Genomic DNA, 17,771 nt, shown 5'->3' with positions numbered 1-17,771 from the left:
GCCGGCGAGTTGTAGTTGGTATGCCGGGCCGGATAGAGCCAACCGCGGCGGTGTTGCCTGCTTCAATGGTCGGCCAGGTGGCCGGGTAATGCGCTTGCTGTGTAGGTCGTGATGCGTTCTGTTGCGGTGTGTTGCGGTGTTGCGGTGTTGCGTGGACGGTGTGTGGATTTTTCGGGAACTGCTTATCGCTTATTGCATGTGTACTGCGTGTTGCGGTCCACGATCAGAACTCGCCGCGGAACCAGGTTTTGAGTTTCTTGAACATGCTGCCGGCGCGGCCGGTGGGCAGCGACGGGCGACGCGGGTGTTCGATCTGGCTGCCCATCAACAGCAGGCCCACGCCGGTGGCATGCACCGGGTTGCCCACCACTTCGCCCAGCCCGGTGACGTGCTGCGGAATACCCACGCGCACCGGCATCTGCAGCATTTCCTCGGCCAGTTCGACCACGCCTTCCATCTTCGACGCGCCGCCGGTGAGCACCATGCCGGCGCGCACCAGTTCTTCGAAACCCGAGCGGCGCAGTTCGGCCTGCACCATCTCGAAGATCTCTTCGTAGCGGCCCTGCACTGCCTGGGCGAGTGCGTGGCGCGGCATCCGGCGCGGCGGACGATCGCCGACGCTGGGCACCTGGATGCTTTCCTCGGCAGTGGCCAGCTGGGCCAGCGCGCAGGCATAGCGCACCTTGATCTGCTCGGCTTCCGGGGTCGGCGTGCGCAGCATGTGCGCGATGTCGTTGGTGACGTGGTCGCCGGCGATCGGCAGCGAGGCGGTGTGGCAGATCGCGCCCTGCACGAACACGGCCAGGTCGGTGGTGCCGGCGCCCATGTCGACCAGCACCACGCCCAGCTCGCGCTCGTCGGCGGTCAGCACAGCCACGCTGGAGGCCAGCGAAGAGAGCACCAGGTCATCGACCTGCAGGCCGCAGCGCTGCACGCACTTGGAGATGTTGGCCGCCGCCGACTGTGCGCACACCACCAGGTGGGCATGCACTTCCAGGCGCACGCCGGTCATGCCGACCGGGTTGCGGATGCCTTCCTGCGAATCGTCCAGCACATACTCGCGCGGGATCGCATGCAGGATCTTCTGGTCGGCCGGGATCGCCACCGCCTTGGCCGCGTCCAGCACGCGATCCAGGTCGCCCCAGGTCACTTCGCCGTCGCGGATCGGCACGATGCCGGGCGAGTTCTTGCACTGCACGTGGTTGCCGGAGATCGACGCGTACACCGAGCGGATTTCGCAGCCGGCCATCAGTTCGGCTTCTTCGACCGCACGCTGGATGGACTGCACGGTCGATTCGATATCCACCACCACGCCGCGCTTGAGACCGCGCGATTCGTGCGAGCCGATGCCGATGACCTCGATCGGATTGCCCGGCGAATACTCGCCGACCAGCGCCACCACCTTGGAGGTGCCGATATCCAGACCAACGATCAGTGATTTGTCACCCTTGCGATTCATGTCCTGTCCTGCGTCCTGTGCGCCACATTGGCCGGTTCGGCCGGCGCGGCCGGGGCCGGGGTACCCCAGCTCAGCGTGAAACCATTGGTGTATCGGAGGTCGGCGCGCTCGATCGGCGCCGCTTGATTGGCCAGCTGCGGCAGCACGCGTACGAAGCGCTGCAGGCGCGAACGGGCATCGTCGCGGCCGACGACGACTTCGGTGCCATTGCTCAGCACCAGCGACCAGCTGCCGCGTGCGTCCATGGTGACCCGCTTGACGTCCACGCCGGCCGGCGCGAACAGTGCGCGTGCATCGTTGTAGAGCGCCACCACTTCTTCGGTCTGGCTGTCCGGACCATCCAGGTCGGGCAGTTCCAGGTCCTGCAGCTTCTTCGGGGTGGCGAACAGCTTGCCCTGCTCGGAGAGCAGGCGGTCGTTGCCCCAGCGCGCGAACGGCTTGTGCTCGACCAGGGTGATTTCCAGCACGTCCGGCCACTGCTTGCGGACCTGCGCGCTCTCCACCCACGGCAGCGTTTCGATGGCGTCCTGCGCATCCTGCAGCTTGACCGCGAAGAAGCCGGACCTCGCATACGGCAGCACCACCTGCTGCAGCTGCTCGGCCGGCACCCGCTTGAACTCACCGTGCACACGCAGCTTGGCCAACGGCCAACGCTCGGCACCGACCCAGCCGTTGAGCACCGCCACCACAGGCAGTGCCACGACCGACAGGGCCAGCAACCAGACGAAGATGCGCAGCACCGCGTTCATGCGTGGCGGTGCTCCTGTGCGGCGTGACCCGGCAGGGTCTGTTCCAGCACGCGCCAGACCAGCTCTTCAAAGCCGATCCCCGCCTGGCCGGCCGACTTGGGCACCAGCGAATGGCTGGTCATGCCGGGCGCGGTGTTCACTTCCAGCAGGTAGAAGCGGCCCGTGCTGCGGTCACGCATCACGTCCACCCGGCCCCAGCCACGGCAACCGGCCGCGCGGAACGCGGCCAGCGCGAGGCGGCGGATCTCGATTTCATCCTCGCCTTCCAGGCCCGGGCACAGGTACTGAGTGTCCTCGGCGATGTACTTGGCGTTGTAGTCGTACCACTGCCCCTTGGGCACGATGCGGATCGACGGCAGCGCCTGGTCGCCCAGGATCGCCACGGTCAACTCGTCGCCGACCACCATCTGCTCCATCAGCAGCTGGCCGTCATAACGCACCGCCAGCGCGACCGCCTCATCCAGCCCGGCCGCTTCCACCACGCGGCTGATGCCGACGCTGGAGCCTTCATTGGCCGGCTTGACCACCACCGGCAGGCCGAGCTCGGCCGCAGCGGCGTGGACATCGGAGGCCTGGTCCAGCGCGATGAAGCGCGGGGTCGGCAGCCCGTGCGACAGCCACACCTGCTTGGTGCGGATCTTGTCCATGCTCAGCGCCGAGCCGAGCACGTCCGAGCCGGTGTACGGCACGCCGAAGGCTTCCATCAGGCCCTGCACGATGCCGTCCTCGCCACCGCCGTTATGGCCGTGGAGGATGTTGAACACGCGGTCGAAGCGCTTCTCGACCAGCGCGAGCGCCAGGGCCGGGATGCCGTCGACCGCAATCGCATCGACGCCGCGCGCGCGCAGCGCTTCGATCACGTTGCGGCCGGAATCCAGCGAGACGTTGCGCTCGCTGGAGGTGCCACCCAGCAGCACGGCGACGCGGCCGAACATGGCCGGGTCGGTGAGGCGCAGCGGCGGGAAGGTCAGCGCGTTCATGCGGCCGGGGTCTCCTGGAAGCCTTCGCCGGCAATCTGCTGGGCGATGTAGCCGATGTCGCCGGCCCCCATCATCAGCAGCAGATCCCCGTCCTGCAGGACATCGGGCAGCACGTGCGCCAGCTCGGCAGCGTTGCCGACCACGACCGGCTCGCTGCGGCCGCGCGCACGGATGGCGCGGGCCAGCGAACGCGAATCGGCGCCCGGGATCGGCGCTTCGCCGGCCGGGTACACCTCGCTCAGCACCAGCGCATCCACTTCGGACAGCACAGCGGCAAAGGCATCGAACTGATCGCGGGTACGGCTGTAACGGTGCGGCTGGAAGGCAACCACCAGGCGCTGGCTCGGCCAGCCGCCGCGGGCGGCGGCGAACACGGCGGCCAGCTCACGCGGGTGGTGGCCGTAGTCGTCGATCACGCGGACCTTGGCACCGGTGTGCGTGGTGACGATGCCCAGGTCATTGAAGCGGCGGCCGATGCCGGCAAAGCTCTCCAGCGCACGCGCGATCGCGTCCGGGGCCACGCCCAGCTGCCAGCCCACGGCGGCGGCGGCCAGCGCGTTGAGCACGTTGTGCGCGCCCGGCAGGGCCAGCGTCACCGGGTGGCTGCTGCCTTCCGGCAGGCGCAGGGTGAAATGCATGCGCGGGCCGTCCTGGACCACGTCCTCGGCACGCACGTCAGCGTTGCTGCTCATGCCATAGCTCATGACATGGCGCGGCGTCTGCGAAGCCAATGCGGCCACTTCCGGATCGTCGATGCACAGCACCGCCAGCCCGTAGAACGGCAGGCGCTGCAGGAACTCGGCGAACGCGGCCTGGACGCGGGCGAAATCGTTGCCGTAGTTTTCCAGGTGGTCCGAATCGATGTTGGTGATCACCGAGACCAGCGGGTTCAGGCGCAGGAAGCTGCCATCGCTCTCGTCGGCTTCGGCCACCAGCCACTGGCCACCGCCGAGCTTGGCGTTGGCACCGGCGGCGAGCAGCTGGCCGCCGATCACGAAGGTCGGGTCCAGCCCGCCTTCGCTCAGCACCGCGGCGGTGAGGCTGGTGGTAGTGGTCTTGCCGTGCGTGCCGGCCACCGCGATACCGCGGCGGAAGCGCATCAGTTCGGCCAGCATCGCCGCGCGCGGCATGATCGGAATGCGCTGGCTGCGCGCTTCCATCAGTTCCGGGTTGTCATCGCGGATCGCGCTGGAGACAACCACGCAGTCGGTGCCGAGCACATTGGCGGCCGAGTGGCCGCGCATCACGCGCGCACCCAGGCCGGCCAGGCGGCGGGTCGCGGCGTTGTCGGCATTGTCCGAACCGGACACTTCATAGCCCAGCGTCAGCATCACTTCGGCGATGCCGCTCATGCCGGTGCCGCCGATGCCGACGAAGTGCACGCGCGGGAACGCGCGTACCAGGTCGTTGGTGTCGTGGAGGCGGCGGATCATGCGCGGCCTCGCGCCAGGCTGGCGCGCGTAGCGGTGTTCATTTGGATTCCTCGAGAATGATGTCGGCGATGCGCTCAGCGGCATCGACCTTGGCCAGGGCACGCGCGGCATGAGCCATCTGCATGCGTCGGCCAGAATTTTCGGACAATTCGCGCAACACGCCTTCCAGCTGTGTCGCCAGCGTTTCGTCCTGCTTCAGCAACACCGCGGCGCCGCGCTCGACCAGATACTCCGCATTGCGGGTCTGGTGATCGTCGACGGCCGCGGCAAACGGCACCAGCACGCTGCCCACGCCGACCGCGCACAGCTCGGCCAGGGTGGAGGCACCGGAGCGGCACACCACCAGATCGGCCCAGGCGAACGCCTCGGCCATATCGGCAATGAACGGTTCCACGCTTGCCTGCACACCGGCATCGGCATACGCCTGCAGGGCTTCGGCATGCAGCTTCTCGCCGCTCTGGTGGCGCACCTGCACCGGCATCCCCGTGCCCAGCGCGGCCAGTGCCTTGGGCACCGCGTTGTTGAGCGCGCGCGCGCCCTGGCTGCCGCCGAGTACCAGCAGACGCAGCGGCCCCTGCCGGTTGGCCAGGCGCAGCTCGGGCTGCGTGATCGCGGCGATCTCGGCACGCACCGGGTTGCCGACCGCCTCCTCACGCTGGGCGAAGCTGCCCGGGAAACCGGTCAGCACGCGGCGCGCGAAGCGCGACAGCACGCGGTTGGTCATGCCAGGTGCACGGTTCTGTTCGTGCACCAGCAGCGGCAGGCCATGCAGGCGCGCGGCGATACCACCGGGGCCGGAGGCGAAGCCGCCGAAGGCGATCACCGCCCGCGGCTGGCGATCGCGGATCAGGAAACCGGCCGCGCGGATTGCGCGCAGCAGGCGCAGCGGCGCGCCGATCAGGGCCAGCTTGCCCTTGCCGCGCAGGCCACCGATGGCCAGCGTGTCGATGTGGATGTCGTGCTGCGGCACCAGGCGTGTTTCCATCGCGCCATCGGCACCGAGCCAGGTGACCGGCACACCGCGTGCGCGCAGCACCTTGGCCACGGCCAGGCCGGGGAAGATGTGCCCACCGGTACCGCCGGCCATGATCATGACCGGGCGCTGGGACGGATCGAGGCGAGGCGTGCTCATCCCATCCTCCCCAGCGTCGGTTCGATGCGCTGCTGCATGCGGCTGGTGCCACGGGTGGAGCTGTCGCGCGGTGCGGTATCGCGGTTGCCGCTGTCCTGCATCGCCGCGGCGACCGCGCTGGCGCTGGCGGCCTTGGGCACGTCGCCCGGCAGCGGGCCATCCTGGTCGGCGCCCATGCGCACGGCCTGGCGGCGTTCGGCGCGGTCCAGTTCATAGGAGACGCGCAGCAGCAGGCCCATCGCCACGCAGGTCATCAGCACGCTCGAGCCGCCCGAGGAAATCAGCGGCAGGGTCAGGCCCTTGGTCGGCAGGATGCCGAGGTTGACCCCGATCGAGACGAAGCTCTGCATGCTGATCCACAGGCCGATGCCGAAGGCGATGTAGCCGGAGAAGTGGCGCTTCATTTCCACGCAGCGCATGCCCAGCCAGAAGGTGCGGCCGACCAGCAGCGCATACAGCGAAATGATCAGGCAGGTACCGAGGAAGCCCAGTTCCTCGGCGGTGACCGAGAAGATGAAATCGGTATGCGCTTCGGGCAGGTAATAGAGCTTCTGCACCGAGTTGCCCAGGCCCACGCCGGTCCACTCGCCGCGGCCCACGGCCATCAGTGCGTTGGACAGCTGGTAGCCATCGCCCTGCTGATCAGCCCACGGGTCCAGGAAGGAGGTGATGCGGCGCATGCGGTACGGCTCGAAGATCGCCAGCGCGGTCATGCCGATCATGCCGAACACGATCGGCATCGACATGCGTGGCAGGTTGACCCCACCCAGCACCAGCATGCCGGCGGTGATCGCCAGCAGCAGGGTGGACGAGCCGAAGTCCGGCTGCAGCAGCAGCAGCACCACCAGCGCGCCGGCCACGCCGAGCGGCTTGAGCATCGCCGGCCAGGTGGCGTTGACCTCATCGCGGAAGCGGACCAGATAGCTGGACAGCCACACGATGTAGAGCACCTTGACCGCTTCGACGGTCTGGAACTTGGAGATGCCCAGGTTGATCCAGCGGCGGGCACCGTTGACGCTGCTGCCCAGGCCCGGGATGAACACCACCACCAGCAGGGCGAAGCAGCCCAGCAGCAGGATCTGGTTGTACTGCTCGATGCTCTTGAGCTCGGTGCGCATGGCAATGATCGCCAGGCCGATACCCACCGCCAGGAAGATCAGGTGGCGGTTGAGGTAATAGAACGGGCTGCTCATCAGCGCGATCGAGCTCGACGCGACCATCACCACGCCCAGCCCGGTGAGCGTGATGATCGCGCCCAGCAGCCACTTGTCGAAGTGGCCTCCGATGGCTTCCAGGCGGGTGGCTTGGCGCGACAGGTCGTTCATCAGCGGACCTTCAACGTGGCCAGGCCGATCAGGACCAGCACCACCGAGATGATCCAGAAGCGCACGATCACGCGCGGCTCCGGCCAGCCCTTCAGTTCGAAGTGGTGGTGGATCGGCGCCATGCGGAACACGCGCTTGCCGGTCAGCTTGAACGAAGCGACCTGGATCATCACCGACAGCGTCTCGATCACGAACACGCCGCCCATCACCACCAGCACCAGTTCCTGGCGGGTGATCACTGCGATCGTGCCCAGCACCGCACCCAGCGCCAGCGCGCCGATGTCGCCCATGAAGACCATGGCCGGATAGGTGTTGAACCAGAGGAAGCCCAGGCCTGCACCGGCGATCGCCGCGCAGATGATGACCAGCTCACCGGCGCCCGGGATCTGCGGGATCTGCAGGTAGCTGGAGAACACCACGTTGCCCGAGGCATAGGCGAACACGCCCAGCGCGCAGGCGACCAGCACGGTCGGCATGATCGCCAGCCCGTCCAGGCCGTCGGTCAGGTTGACCGCGTTGGAGAAGCCGACGATCCAGAAATATGCGATGGCCACGAAGCTGACCCCGGCCAGCGGCAGCGCGATCGACTTGAACATCGGGATGTAGAACGTCATCGCCGCCGGGACATCGGCGGTGTAGAACAGGAACAGACCGGCCGCCAGACCAAAGATCGACTGCAGCAGGTACTTCCAGCGCGACTTCAGGCCGTTCGGGTCGCGACGGACGATCTTGATCCAGTCGTCGTACCAGCCGATCGCGCCGAAGCACAGCATCACGGCCAGCACCAGCCAGACGTAACGGTTGCGCAGGTCGGCCCACAGCAGCACCGACAGCGTGATCGTCAGCAGGATCAGCGAGCCGCCCATGGTCGGCGTGCCGGCCTTGGCGAAATGGGTCTGCGGACCATCGGTACGGATCGGCTGCCCGCCCTTGAACTGGGCCAGCTTGCGGATCATCGCCGGGCCGAGCCACAGCGACAGGAACAGGGCGGTCAGCGCCGCGAGGATGCCGCGCAGGGTCAGGTAGCCGAACAGCCCGAACAGGCTCTCCAACTGCTGCAGCCATCGGGCCAGTTCAAGCAACATTGGGGGTTTCCTCTCCTTGCGCGAGCAGCGCTTTGACGATCGTGTCCATGGCGCTGCCACGCGAGCCCTTGACCAGGCAGCGCACGCCGGCATGCAGTTCAGTGGCGAGCGCGGCGGACAGGGCCTGGTGACTCTGGAACTGCTGGCCGCCTTCACCGAAGGCGGTCGAGGCGGCGGCGCTCAGCGGGCCGAGCGTGTACAGCCGCTTCAGGCCGGCGTCGCGGGCGCGGCGGCCTGCCTGGGCATGCAGCGCCTCGCCGTCCGGGCCGAGTTCGCGCATGTCGCCCAGCACCAGCCAGCCCTCGTCCCTTGAGGCAGCGAGGGCATCGATGGCGGCGGCCAGCGAACCGGGGTTGGCGTTGTAACTGTCATCGATCAGCACCGCGCCGCTGGGCAGCTGGTGCGCGATCTGGCGGCCCGGCACCGGCTCGGCGCGGGCCAGGCCGGCGGCGATCTGCGCCACCGCAATGCCCGCTGCCAGCGCCAGCGAGGCAGCGGCCAGCGCGTTGCTGATGTTGTGCCGGCCCGGCAGGCCCAGCGTGATCTCGGCATCGCCCGCGGGCGTGGACAGCACGAACTGGCTGCCCTGCGCGGCCGTGCGGATCGTGCGCGCGGTGACATCGGCGCTGTGGTCCAGGCCGTAACGCAGCACACGGCAGCGCGGCGGCTGGCCGACGATGTGCTGTTCGAACCAGATCCCGAAGGCGTCATCGGCATTGATCACGGCCACGCCATCGGAAGGCAGCGCCGCGTAGATCGCGCCCTTGGTGGTGGCCACGCCCTGCAGACTGCCCATGCGTTCCAGATGCGCCGGGGCGATGTTGTTCACCAGCGCGTAGTGCGGGCGCACGATCTCGGTGAGGTAGGCGATATCGCCCGGCTTGCCGGCGCCCATCTCGTAGACGGCGTAGTCAGCATCTTCCGGGGCATCGAGCACCGCCAGCGGCAGGCCGATCTCGTTGTTGCGGTTGCCGGGGTTGGCGTAGACCACCTTGCGGTCGTCACGTGCCACTTGTTCCAGGATCGCCAGCAGCAGGCTCTTGACGCTGGTCTTGCCGTTGCTGCCGGTGATCGCGAAGACCGCAGTGTCACGGTCACGCTGCATGCCGGCGGCGATGCGACCGAGGGCGTGTTCGCTGTCGGCGACCACGATCTGCGGCAGGGCGACATCCAGCAGTCGCTCGACCAGCATCGCCGAGGCACCGCGCGCCAGCGCGTCGGCCGCGAAGTCATGGCCATCGAAACGCTCGCCACGCAGCGCCACATACAGGCTGCCCGGCGCGAGCGTGCGGGTGTCATTGCTGATGGCATCGATGGCGGTATCTTCGCCATGGATCTCGCCACCGGCCCAGTGGGCGATCAGCGACAGCGGGGTGCGCTTCATGCGTTCACCCCCGCGTGCGCGGCCAGCACACGGCCAGCCACCTCGGTGTCATCGAAGGCGTGCTTGACCCCGTGAATCTCCTGATAGGGCTCGTGGCCCTTGCCGGCGATCAGCACGATATCGCCCGCGCCGGCCAGGCCGATCGCGGTGGCGATCGCGGCGGCGCGATCACGCTGCACGGTGACGGCAGCGGGCGCATCAAATCCCTTCAGGATGTCGGCCACGATCACGTCGCCGTTTTCGCCGCGCGGATTGTCGTCGGTGACGATCACCACGTCGGCATGGCGTTCTGCGATGGCGGCCATCTGCGGACGCTTGCCGGTATCGCGCTCGCCGCCGCAACCGAACACGCAGATCAGGCGCCCGGCCAGATGGCCCTGCACACTGGTCAGTGCCTGTTCCAGCGCATCCGGGGTGTGCGCGTAATCGACCACGACGGTGGGCAGGCCACCCTCGCCGCCCAGGCGGTTCATGCGCCCGGCGATCGGCTGCAGCTGCGAGAGCAGCGCGGCGATCGCGGCCGGGGCGTGATCCAGCGCATACAGCGCGCCGGCCACGGCCAGCAGGTTGTCCACGTTGAAGCGGCCCAGCAGCGGCGACTGCACCGGATGGCGCTGACCGTCCACGACCAGATCGAAGGCGATGCCGCGACCGTCCAGGGTGAGTGAATCAGCGCGCAGGGTGGCCTGTGCGGCACCGCGCGAGCTCACGCCGATCGGGCGGACGGTCTCGCCGACAGTGCGCAGCAGTTCGCTGCCGAAGCTGTCATCGAGGTTGACCACAGCGGCCTTGAGCCCGTCACGGTGGAACAGCTTGGCCTTGGCCGCACCGTACTGCGCCATGTCGCCGTGATAGTCGAGATGGTCGCGGGTGAGGTTGGTGAACACCGCCACGTCATAGTGGACGGCATCCACGCGCCCCTGATCGAGCGCGTGCGAGCTGACTTCCATCGCCACGGCCTGGGCACCCCCGTCGCGCAGCTGCGCCAGCACCTCATGCATCTGCAGCACCAGCGGCGTGGTGAAGCCGGTCGGCACCACGTCGCCATAAAGTCCGACGCCCAACGTGCCGATACTTCCACTGCGGGTGCCGAGCAGGTGCCAGGCCTGGGCCAGCAGCTGCACGGTGGAGGTTTTTCCGTTGGTGCCGGTCACGCCGACCATCGTCATCGCGCGCGAGGGGTGGCCGTGGAACTGATCGGCCATCGCGCCCATGCGGTGGCGCAGGCCCGGCACCGCAATCGCATCGGCCGGGGCCGGCAGCTCGGCCGGGGCCGGCGGGTCGAACAGGATCGCCCCGGCGCCATTGGCGCGGGCCTGATCGACAAAGCCCAGTCCATGCGCGCCGAAGCCGGCGATCGCCACGAAGGCATTGCCCGGGCGCACCGCGCGGCTGTCCAGCACCAGGCCGGTGATGGTCGGGTTGTGGCTCAGCGCCACATCGGGAAGCAACTGCGACAGCAACATCATCTGGCTCATTGCGTGCCTCCCTGCGCGGGCGGCACTGTGGCGTGCGCGCTGGGCAGCGCGGCATCGAATTCTGCGGCGGCATCGGGCGCGATCACCGTTTCCGGCGGCGGCGTCGGCAACGACGAGGCGGTATGCCCCAGCTTTCCGGACTGCTGGGCGGCCAGCCACGACTCGATGTCATCCGGCGGCACATCCATCAGGCGCAGCGCGCCTTCCATGACGTTGTGGAACACCGGTGCGGAGACCAGACCGCCGTAGTACTTGCCGCCCTGCGGGTCGTTGATGACGATGACCGTGGCGAAACGCGGGTTGGTGGCCGGCACCACGCCGGCGAACAGCGCGTTGTAATGGCCACGCTCGTAACCGCCGGGGCCGGCCTTGCGGGCGGTGCCGGTCTTGCCGGCCACGTGGTAACCCAGCACCGCCGCCTGCTTGGCGCCGCCCTGGGTGACCACGGTTTCCATCATCGCCACGACTTCCTTGGCGATGTTCTCGTCGATGATCTGCTTGCCTTCGTTGCGCTGGCCTTTGACGAAGGTCGGCGCGATCAGCTTGCCGCCGTTGCCCAGCGCCGAGTAGGCGGTCGCGATCTGCAGCGGGCTGACATTCAGGCCGTAGCCATAGGACATGGTGGTCTTGGACGGACCACTCCAGCGCGCCGGGCGCGGCAGCACGCCGGCCGATTCGCCCGGGAAGCCGCTGTGCGGGGCGACGCCATAACCGAAGCTGTGAATGTGGTCGTAGAAGACCTGGTCCGGCATCTTGGCGGCGATCTTGGCCGCGCCGATGTTCGAGCTGCGGGTGATCACGCCGGTGACGGTGAGCACGCCATTGTTCCGCGGCACGTCCTTGATCGTGTAACGGCCCAGCGCCATGTAGCCCGGGTTGGTGTCCACCGTGGTGTCTTTGGTGACCACGCCGGATTGCAGCGCCGAGGCGATCGTCAACGGCTTCATGGTCGAGCCGGGCTCGACCAGATCGGTCACCGCGCGGTTGCGGCGGGTATCCGGCGCAGCACCACCCACGGCATTGGGGTTGTAGGTGGGCAGGTTGACCATGGCCAGGATCTCGCCGGTGGCCACATCCATGATCACCATCGAGCCGCCCGCAGCCTTGTTCTCGATCAGCGCGTTGCGCAGCTCCTTGAACGCCAGGAACTGGATGCGGCGATCGATGCTGAGGGTGAGGTCCTTGCCCGGCTCGGCGGCGCGCAGCAGATCGCTCTCCACCGTATCGCCCTTGCGGTTGCGGATCACGCGCTTGGCGCCAGCCTTGCCGCGCAGCCATTCATCGAAGGCCAGCTCCAGCCCTTCCTGGCCGCGGTCGTCGATGTTGGTGAAGCCGAGCACGTGCGCCATCGCCTCACCCTGCGGGTAGAAGCGGCGGAACTCGCGCTGCGAGGCCACGCCCGGGATCTTCATCGCGACCACTTTTTCCGCGTCGTCCGGATTGATCCGGCGGCGCAGATACATGAATTCTTTATCGGCCTTCTGCGAGAGCTTGGAGGTCAGCTCATCCAGCGGCATGCCCAGCGCGGTCGCCAGCTCAGGGATACGGTCAGGCGAACGCAGCAGTTCCTGCGGGTTGACCCAGATCGAGGCGACCGGAGTGGACACCGCCACCGGCTCGCCATTGCGGTCGGTGATCATGCCGCGCGAGGTGTTGATCGGCAGTTCGCGCAGGTAACGGGCTTCGCCCTGGCGCTGGTAGAACTCGCTGTTGATGATCTGCACGTAGGCGGCACGGCCGACCAGCGAGACCGAGCACAGGCCGAGCGCCAGCCCCACCCACTTCAGGCGCTGGCGGAGGTTGAAGCTGTTGCGCGCACGGTTGCGACCGGACTTGTTCATGGCCGGATCACCACGACATCGGCCGCTTCGGGGAACTTCATGCCCAGGCGCTCGCGGGCGACGCGGTCGACCCGGGTCGCCTCGGCCAGGGTGGCCTGCTCAAGCTGCAGGCGACCGAACTCGATGTTGATCTCATCGCGCGCACGCTCGACCCGGGACAGCTCCACGAAGGTCTGGCGGTGGCGATGGCGCATGAACACCACCCCGATCGCAGAAGCGATGGTGCAGGCCAGCAGCACGATCAACAGCAGGCGGCTCATCCAGCCACCTCACGTTTTTCGGCGACACGCAGCACCGCGCTGCGCGAGCGCGGATTGACCGCCAGCTCGTCGTCGTCGGCCTTGATGGCACCACCGTGCAGGTCCAGTGTCGGCACGAACGCGGCCAGCTCGGGCAGCCGGCGGTTGCTCGGCGGTGCCTTGGCGTAGCGGTTCATGAACTGTTTGACGATGCGGTCTTCCAGCGAATGGAAGCTGATCACCGCCAACCGGCCACCGGGCTTGAGGCGTGCCAGTGCCGCGTCCAGGCCGGCTTCGAGATCGGCCAGTTCACGGTTGATATGGATGCGGATCGCCTGGAAGCTGCGCGTGGCCGGGTGGATCTTGTCCTTGCCACGCGGCATCACCGAGGCGATCAACTCTGCAAGTTCGGCGGTGCGGGTGAAGGGCTGCTTGTTGCGGCGGGCGACGATGGCCTTGGCGATGCGGCGGCCCTGGCGCTCTTCGCCATAGGTCCACAGCACGTCCATCAGCTCGCGCTCTTCAACGCGGTTGAGCCACTGCGCCGCACTTTCACCGCTGTCCGGATCCATGCGCATGTCCAGCGGACCGTCCTTGCCGAAGCTGAAACCGCGCTCGGCGACATCCAGCTGGGGCGAGGACACGCCCAGGTCGAACAGCACGCCATCCAGGCCCTCGGCGGTGGCTTCCCAGTGCAGCAGATCGGCGAAGCTGCCACGGAAGATCGAGACGCGCGGGTCCGGCGCGAAATCACGCTCGGCTACCGCAATCGCCTCCGGATCCTTGTCCATGACCAGCAGCCGGCCTCCAGGACCGAGTTGCTCGAGCACGCCGCGGGCGTGACCGCCACGACCAAACGTGCCATCGAGATACACGCCGTTTTCGATCACCTTCAGGCCATCCAGGACCTGCGTGTACAGGACCGGCAGGTGGCCTGCCGGCGACTGCGACACCGGAAGGTGACCGGTCTGCGCTGCTCCGCGCATCCGGGCACCCCGGCTCACAACTTCAGGTCGAGCAACCCATCGCCGAGATCCTCGTCAGACAACGTCTGCTGGATCAACGCGCGATGAGCCTGCTCGCTCCACAATTCGAATTTGTCGCCCATACCGAGCAGCACCGCCTTCTTTTCAATGCCAACGGCACCACGGTGGCTGGCGGGAATACTGATGCGGCCGTTGCCGTCCAGCTCCAGATGCGCGGCCGAACCGACCAGCTTCTGTTGCAGGAGGCGCACGACGCGCTGTGTGTTGGGCTTGGACATGACGTCATCACGGACGCGTTCCCATTCCTGCTCGGCGTACAGCCACAGACAGCCGGACTCGAACGGGTTGTAGGTCAGGACCAGACGGTTGTTGCTCACACGCGCGACAAGGTCGCGATGCGCGGTCGGAACCGCCATGCGCCCTTTGTCGTCAACAGTGATGGCCGTCTCGCCTTGAAACACGACGTTTTCACCTTTCCTTCGCCTGGTGAAACATTGAACCACGAAAAACCACAAAAAACCCGGTTTCCCCTCTGATGCCCACCTTAGCAGTGCCGATTGGGTTGTCAACAACTTTGCGAACGGGAAATCACTTTGAACATCAAGGGCTTGCAGCAATCTTTAGAGACTTGTTCAAGGCTTATCCACAAGTTGCTGTTTCGTCTCATTTTTTGAGATTTCGCCGAAGTTCAGGCCTGTGGAGGCCGCGTGAAACATCGCCCCGTATTCAGTCCTGACCCGGCCGGCGTCGCCTCCGCCCTGCGCAGAACCGGCACAATGTGAGGCATGTGTCTGCTTGCCCTTGCCTGGAAAACCCACCCCCGCTGGCAGTTGGTGATGGCCGGTAACCGCGATGAGTTCCACGCGCGGCCGACCGACACCCTGGGCCGATGGCCGGCACCGGATGACCGAGTGTGTGCGGGCCGCGACCTGCGCTCGGGCGGAACCTGGGCGGGGATCGGACTGGAGGGGCGGATGGCGGTGGTGACCAATGTCCGCGATCCGCTCGCCCGGCAGACCGGCCCCTCCCGCGGCGCGCTGGTGGCCGACTATCTGCGTGATGCCGCGCCGGCCGCACTGTTCGCGGACGAGCTCGCGCGGCGGGCAGTCGAATTCGCCCCCTTCAATCTATTGCTGGCCGATCGCGATAGCTGCCAGTTCCTGGGCAACCACCCCCTGCACCGCCAGTCACTGGCGCCGGGCATCCATGGCATGTCCAACGGCCCACTGGACGCGCCCTGGCCGAAAACCGTGGCATTGAACGCCGCCCTGCGCACATGGGTGGACCTCGGCAATGACGACCTGGCTCCGCTATGGGACGCCCTGCGCGACGAGACCCGCGCCGACGACAGCGCGCTGCCGGAGACCGGCATCGGCCTGGAGCGCGAGCGGTGGCTGTCATCCGCCTTCATCCGCAGCCCCGAGTACGGCACCCGCGCCAGCACGATCATCGCGCTGGACGCCACCGGCCACGGCTTCATCACCGAGCGGCGGTTCGATGCGGAGGGCCACTGCACCGGTGAGACCCGACTGCCGGTTGCACCGCCGTCGGCGGCAACATGACGCAACCAGCTCGCTCCCACGCAGGCGCGGCGGGGTAGTTCAGCCGCAGGTAAAGGTGTTCACCGAAGTCTAACGTGTTGTGCCACAAGGGCTTTCGGGCAATACGGCGTGCTCGGGCGGGGCGAACTGCGGCGCCGTCCCGATGCGACATGATGCAGCGCTTGACCCCCTGCACCCCGCAGAGAGGATGGCCCGGCGGCACCTTCGCCGCGTTCTTCCTGGACCGGAGCCCTGCATGCGACGCCTCATCCTTCTATTGACTACCCATCTGCTCACGCTTGGCGTGGGATTCGGGCTGGGGGTGTACTTCCTGCCCATCCTGACCGCGCCTGACGATCCGCCTGTGCAGAAGGTGCAGGCCGCGATGGAGCAAGCGCGATACCACGCCACCTTGCACCGTGACCAGAAGGGCAGCGATGCGCTGCACTGGGCCGACGGGACGCTGAGCATAAGCAGCACCGCGGTCGCGTTCACCGGCAAGATCGCCCCCGGTCCTGATTACAAGGTGTACCTGACCCGTGAGTTCGTCGACACCAAGGCCGGGTTCGAACGGATCAAGGCCGATGCCGTGCGCATCGGCGAGGTGAAGACCTTCAACCGCTTCGTGGTCGATGTGCCGACGGGCGTGGACGTGGAGGAATTCACCACCGTCGTGGTGTGGTGCGAACGCTTCGCGCAGTTCATCTCGGCAGGGCAGTACCGCACCCCGGGTTGATCGCCCGCCCCGCGAGTGAATGTGGGACAATACGTGCGGCGGAGTCGGCCAGGCAGTCGCGTCATCCCTTGCGGATGCCGAGGAAAGTCCGGGCTCCACAGGGCAAGGTGCCAGGTAACGCCTGGGCGGCGCGAGCCGACGGAAAGTGCAACAGAAAGATACCGCCTACGTTTCCTTCGGGAAGCCGGTAAGGGTGAAATGGTGCGGTAAGAGCGCACCGCGAGTCTGGCAACAGACCGGCACGGCAAACCCCACCTGGAGCAAGACCAAATAGGGACCTAATGGCGTGGCCCGCGTCGGGTCCGGGTAGGTTGCTTGAGCGCTGCGGTGACGCAGCGCCTAGAAGAATGACTGTCCACGACAAAACCCGGCTTATCGGCCGGCTCCGCCGCTTTTTTCGTCATGACGAAGGTAGAGCCACCCCATGGGTGGCTGCCTTACGTTCTGGCACTGCGTGCAGCCACCCATGGGGTGGCTCTACACCTGAAAGCCGGACACCGCGAATCGGTTACCCGCCGTACAACGCCTTGCGCGGGGCACCGGTGATTTCGGCCGCCAGCTTGGCCGCGGTCGAGGGCGGCAGGTGCTCGCTCAGCTTGGCGTACAGGCGCCGGCCCTGGACCAGCTGAGCCTCCTCATCGTCGGCCGCGCCCTGCACCATCACCACGAACTCGCCCTTGCGCTGGTTGTCGTCCGCCTCGACCTGCTGCAGCAGCGAGGCCAGATCACCATCCAGCACGGTCTCAAACAGCTTGGTCAGCTCACGCGCCAGCACCGCGGGCCGCTCGGGCCCGAACGCGGCGACCATGTCCGCCAGCGATTCGGTGATCCGGTGCGAGGATTCGTAGAACACCAGCGTGCGGGTTTCACCGGCGAGCGCATGGAGGCGCTCGCGGCGGCCGGAGGCCTTGGCCGGCAGGAAGCCTTCGAAGGTGAAGCGATCGCTGGGCAGGCCGGCCACGCTGAGCGCGGCGATCGCGGCACAGGCGCCGGGAATCGGGCTGACCTTGATCCCGGCTTCGCGCGCGGCGCGGACCAGGCGGTAGCCCGGATCGCTGACCAGCGGGGTACCGGCATCACTGACCAGCGCCAGCGACTCACCCGCCAACAGGCGCGCCACGATCCGCTGCGACAACGCTTCTTCATTGTGGTCATGCAGCGCCACCAGCGGCTGCTGGATGCCGAAGTGGGCCAGCAGCTGGCCGCTGCGGCGGGTGTCCTCGGCGCAGATCGCGGCCACCGAACGCAGCACGTCCTGCGCGCGCGGGGTCAGATCGGCGAGGTTGCCGATCGGGGTGGCAACGACATACAGCGTGGGGACAGCACTCATCAGCGGCTCTTCCGTGGTCAAGGGTAGAATCGTACCGTTCCCCGGCCACGGCCGCTGCCCCCATCGAATGGAC

General features: G+C 67.3%; 16 protein-coding genes and 1 other RNA gene. 3 read left to right on the top strand and 14 right to left on the bottom strand.

Annotated elements, in window-relative coordinates:
* Positions 1-223: 223 nt before the first annotated feature.
* Genes ftsA through mraZ form a run of 13 tightly spaced genes read right to left on the bottom strand, consistent with a single transcriptional unit; the run spans position 224 to position 14,552 of the window.
* Complete coding sequence (gene ftsA, locus EDF74_RS00330) at positions 224-1,459, bottom strand: cell division protein FtsA (RefSeq protein ID WP_017355446.1); 1,236 nt, start codon at positions 1,457-1,459, stop codon at positions 224-226.
* Entirely contained in the window at positions 1,456-2,208 is a 753-nt protein-coding gene (locus EDF74_RS00325) for a cell division protein FtsQ/DivIB (protein WP_123728350.1), read from the bottom strand. The genes ftsA and EDF74_RS00325 overlap by 4 nt, the downstream gene beginning before the upstream one ends.
* The gene (locus EDF74_RS00320) at positions 2,205-3,188 is read right to left on the bottom strand and encodes a D-alanine--D-alanine ligase (protein ID WP_123728349.1); all 984 of its coding nucleotides are present in this window, start codon (positions 3,186-3,188) and stop codon (positions 2,205-2,207) included. The genes EDF74_RS00325 and EDF74_RS00320 overlap by 4 nt, the downstream gene beginning before the upstream one ends.
* Positions 3,185-4,621, bottom strand: coding sequence for a UDP-N-acetylmuramate--L-alanine ligase (murC, locus tag EDF74_RS00315; RefSeq protein ID WP_123728348.1), 1,437 nt, complete (start codon positions 4,619-4,621; stop codon positions 3,185-3,187). The genes EDF74_RS00320 and murC overlap by 4 nt, the downstream gene beginning before the upstream one ends.
* Positions 4,622-4,658: 37 nt before the next feature.
* Positions 4,659-5,753 carry an undecaprenyldiphospho-muramoylpentapeptide beta-N-acetylglucosaminyltransferase gene (gene murG, locus EDF74_RS00310; RefSeq protein ID WP_123728347.1) on the bottom strand — a complete coding sequence of 365 codons (1,095 nt, stop codon included), beginning with the start codon at positions 5,751-5,753 and terminating at the stop codon, positions 4,659-4,661.
* Complete coding sequence (gene ftsW / locus EDF74_RS00305) at positions 5,750-7,078, bottom strand: putative lipid II flippase FtsW (protein ID WP_123728346.1); 1,329 nt, start codon at positions 7,076-7,078, stop codon at positions 5,750-5,752. The genes murG and ftsW overlap by 4 nt, the downstream gene beginning before the upstream one ends.
* The gene (mraY, locus tag EDF74_RS00300) at positions 7,078-8,163 is read right to left on the bottom strand and encodes a phospho-N-acetylmuramoyl-pentapeptide-transferase (protein WP_123728345.1); all 1,086 of its coding nucleotides are present in this window, start codon (positions 8,161-8,163) and stop codon (positions 7,078-7,080) included. Before mraY ends, ftsW begins: the two co-directional genes overlap by 1 nt.
* A complete protein-coding gene (locus tag EDF74_RS00295) occupies positions 8,153-9,547 on the bottom strand; it encodes a UDP-N-acetylmuramoyl-tripeptide--D-alanyl-D-alanine ligase (protein ID WP_123728344.1) in 1,395 nt (464 codons plus the stop codon). The genes mraY and EDF74_RS00295 overlap by 11 nt, the downstream gene beginning before the upstream one ends.
* Positions 9,544-11,025: a UDP-N-acetylmuramoyl-L-alanyl-D-glutamate--2,6-diaminopimelate ligase gene (locus tag EDF74_RS00290; RefSeq protein ID WP_123728343.1), complete on the bottom strand. Its 1,482-nt coding sequence runs from the start codon at positions 11,023-11,025 to the stop codon at positions 9,544-9,546. The genes EDF74_RS00295 and EDF74_RS00290 overlap by 4 nt, the downstream gene beginning before the upstream one ends.
* Positions 11,022-12,866: a peptidoglycan D,D-transpeptidase FtsI family protein gene (locus tag EDF74_RS00285; protein WP_123728342.1), complete on the bottom strand. Its 1,845-nt coding sequence runs from the start codon at positions 12,864-12,866 to the stop codon at positions 11,022-11,024. Before EDF74_RS00285 ends, EDF74_RS00290 begins: the two co-directional genes overlap by 4 nt.
* Positions 12,863-13,126: a cell division protein FtsL gene (ftsL, locus tag EDF74_RS00280; RefSeq protein WP_123728341.1), complete on the bottom strand. Its 264-nt coding sequence runs from the start codon at positions 13,124-13,126 to the stop codon at positions 12,863-12,865. Before ftsL ends, EDF74_RS00285 begins: the two co-directional genes overlap by 4 nt.
* A complete protein-coding gene (gene rsmH, locus EDF74_RS00275) occupies positions 13,123-14,091 on the bottom strand; it encodes a 16S rRNA (cytosine(1402)-N(4))-methyltransferase RsmH (RefSeq protein WP_123728340.1) in 969 nt (322 codons plus the stop codon). Before rsmH ends, ftsL begins: the two co-directional genes overlap by 4 nt.
* A gap of 14 nt (positions 14,092-14,105) precedes the next feature.
* On the bottom strand, positions 14,106-14,552 hold the full coding sequence (gene mraZ / locus EDF74_RS00270) for a division/cell wall cluster transcriptional repressor MraZ (protein ID WP_019182494.1): 447 nt from the start codon (positions 14,550-14,552) through the stop codon (positions 14,106-14,108).
* 324 nt (positions 14,553-14,876) lie between these two features.
* Here mraZ and EDF74_RS00265 point away from each other — a divergent pair, with 324 nt between their 5' ends.
* From EDF74_RS00265 to rnpB, 3 genes are all read left to right on the top strand, one after another.
* A complete protein-coding gene (locus EDF74_RS00265) occupies positions 14,877-15,653 on the top strand; it encodes an NRDE family protein (protein ID WP_123728339.1) in 777 nt (258 codons plus the stop codon).
* A gap of 235 nt (positions 15,654-15,888) precedes the next feature.
* Entirely contained in the window at positions 15,889-16,368 is a 480-nt protein-coding gene (locus EDF74_RS00260; RefSeq protein ID WP_123728338.1) for a DM13 domain-containing protein, read from the top strand.
* A 40-nt stretch (positions 16,369-16,408) separates the two neighbouring features.
* Positions 16,409-16,759, top strand: an RNA gene (rnpB, locus tag EDF74_RS00255) — RNase P RNA component class A.
* A gap of 117 nt (positions 16,760-16,876) precedes the next feature.
* Here the strand turns inward: rnpB and rsmI are convergent.
* Positions 16,877-17,698: a 16S rRNA (cytidine(1402)-2'-O)-methyltransferase gene (gene rsmI, locus EDF74_RS00250; RefSeq protein WP_121042690.1), complete on the bottom strand. Its 822-nt coding sequence runs from the start codon at positions 17,696-17,698 to the stop codon at positions 16,877-16,879.
* Positions 17,699-17,771 lie beyond the last annotated feature (73 nt).

Source organism: Stenotrophomonas rhizophila (genome assembly GCF_003751305.1).
Taxonomy (GTDB): domain Bacteria; phylum Pseudomonadota; class Gammaproteobacteria; order Xanthomonadales; family Xanthomonadaceae; genus Stenotrophomonas; species Stenotrophomonas rhizophila_B.
The sequence above is the reverse complement of the archived record's forward strand: the minus strand, read 5'-3'. Positions and strand labels throughout refer to the sequence as shown.

Bases quoted from the DNA above. Each gene is read 5' to 3' on its own strand.
- murC (WP_123728348.1), bottom strand. From the start codon at position 4,621: ATGATCCGCCGCCTCCACGACACCAACGACCTGGTACGCGCGTTCCCG.
- rsmH (WP_123728340.1), bottom strand. From the start codon at position 14,091: ATGCGCGGAGCAGCGCAGACCGGTCACCTTCCGGTGTCGCAGTCGCCG.
- murG (WP_123728347.1), bottom strand. From the start codon at position 5,753: ATGAGCACGCCTCGCCTCGATCCGTCCCAGCGCCCGGTCATGATCATG.
- rsmI (WP_121042690.1), bottom strand. From the start codon at position 17,698: ATGAGTGCTGTCCCCACGCTGTATGTCGTTGCCACCCCGATCGGCAAC.
- ftsW (WP_123728346.1), bottom strand. From the start codon at position 7,078: ATGAACGACCTGTCGCGCCAAGCCACCCGCCTGGAAGCCATCGGAGGC.
- EDF74_RS00320 (WP_123728349.1), bottom strand. From the start codon at position 3,188: ATGAACGCGCTGACCTTCCCGCCGCTGCGCCTCACCGACCCGGCCATG.
- ftsA (WP_017355446.1), bottom strand. From the start codon at position 1,459: ATGAATCGCAAGGGTGACAAATCACTGATCGTTGGTCTGGATATCGGC.
- mraY (WP_123728345.1), bottom strand. From the start codon at position 8,163: ATGTTGCTTGAACTGGCCCGATGGCTGCAGCAGTTGGAGAGCCTGTTC.
- EDF74_RS00325 (WP_123728350.1), bottom strand. From the start codon at position 2,208: ATGAACGCGGTGCTGCGCATCTTCGTCTGGTTGCTGGCCCTGTCGGTC.
- EDF74_RS00260 (WP_123728338.1), top strand. From the start codon at position 15,889: ATGCGACGCCTCATCCTTCTATTGACTACCCATCTGCTCACGCTTGGC.
- EDF74_RS00285 (WP_123728342.1), bottom strand. From the start codon at position 12,866: ATGAACAAGTCCGGTCGCAACCGTGCGCGCAACAGCTTCAACCTCCGC.
- EDF74_RS00295 (WP_123728344.1), bottom strand. From the start codon at position 9,547: ATGAAGCGCACCCCGCTGTCGCTGATCGCCCACTGGGCCGGTGGCGAG.
- EDF74_RS00265 (WP_123728339.1), top strand. From the start codon at position 14,877: ATGTGTCTGCTTGCCCTTGCCTGGAAAACCCACCCCCGCTGGCAGTTG.
- ftsL (WP_123728341.1), bottom strand. From the start codon at position 13,126: ATGAGCCGCCTGCTGTTGATCGTGCTGCTGGCCTGCACCATCGCTTCT.
- EDF74_RS00290 (WP_123728343.1), bottom strand. From the start codon at position 11,025: ATGAGCCAGATGATGTTGCTGTCGCAGTTGCTTCCCGATGTGGCGCTG.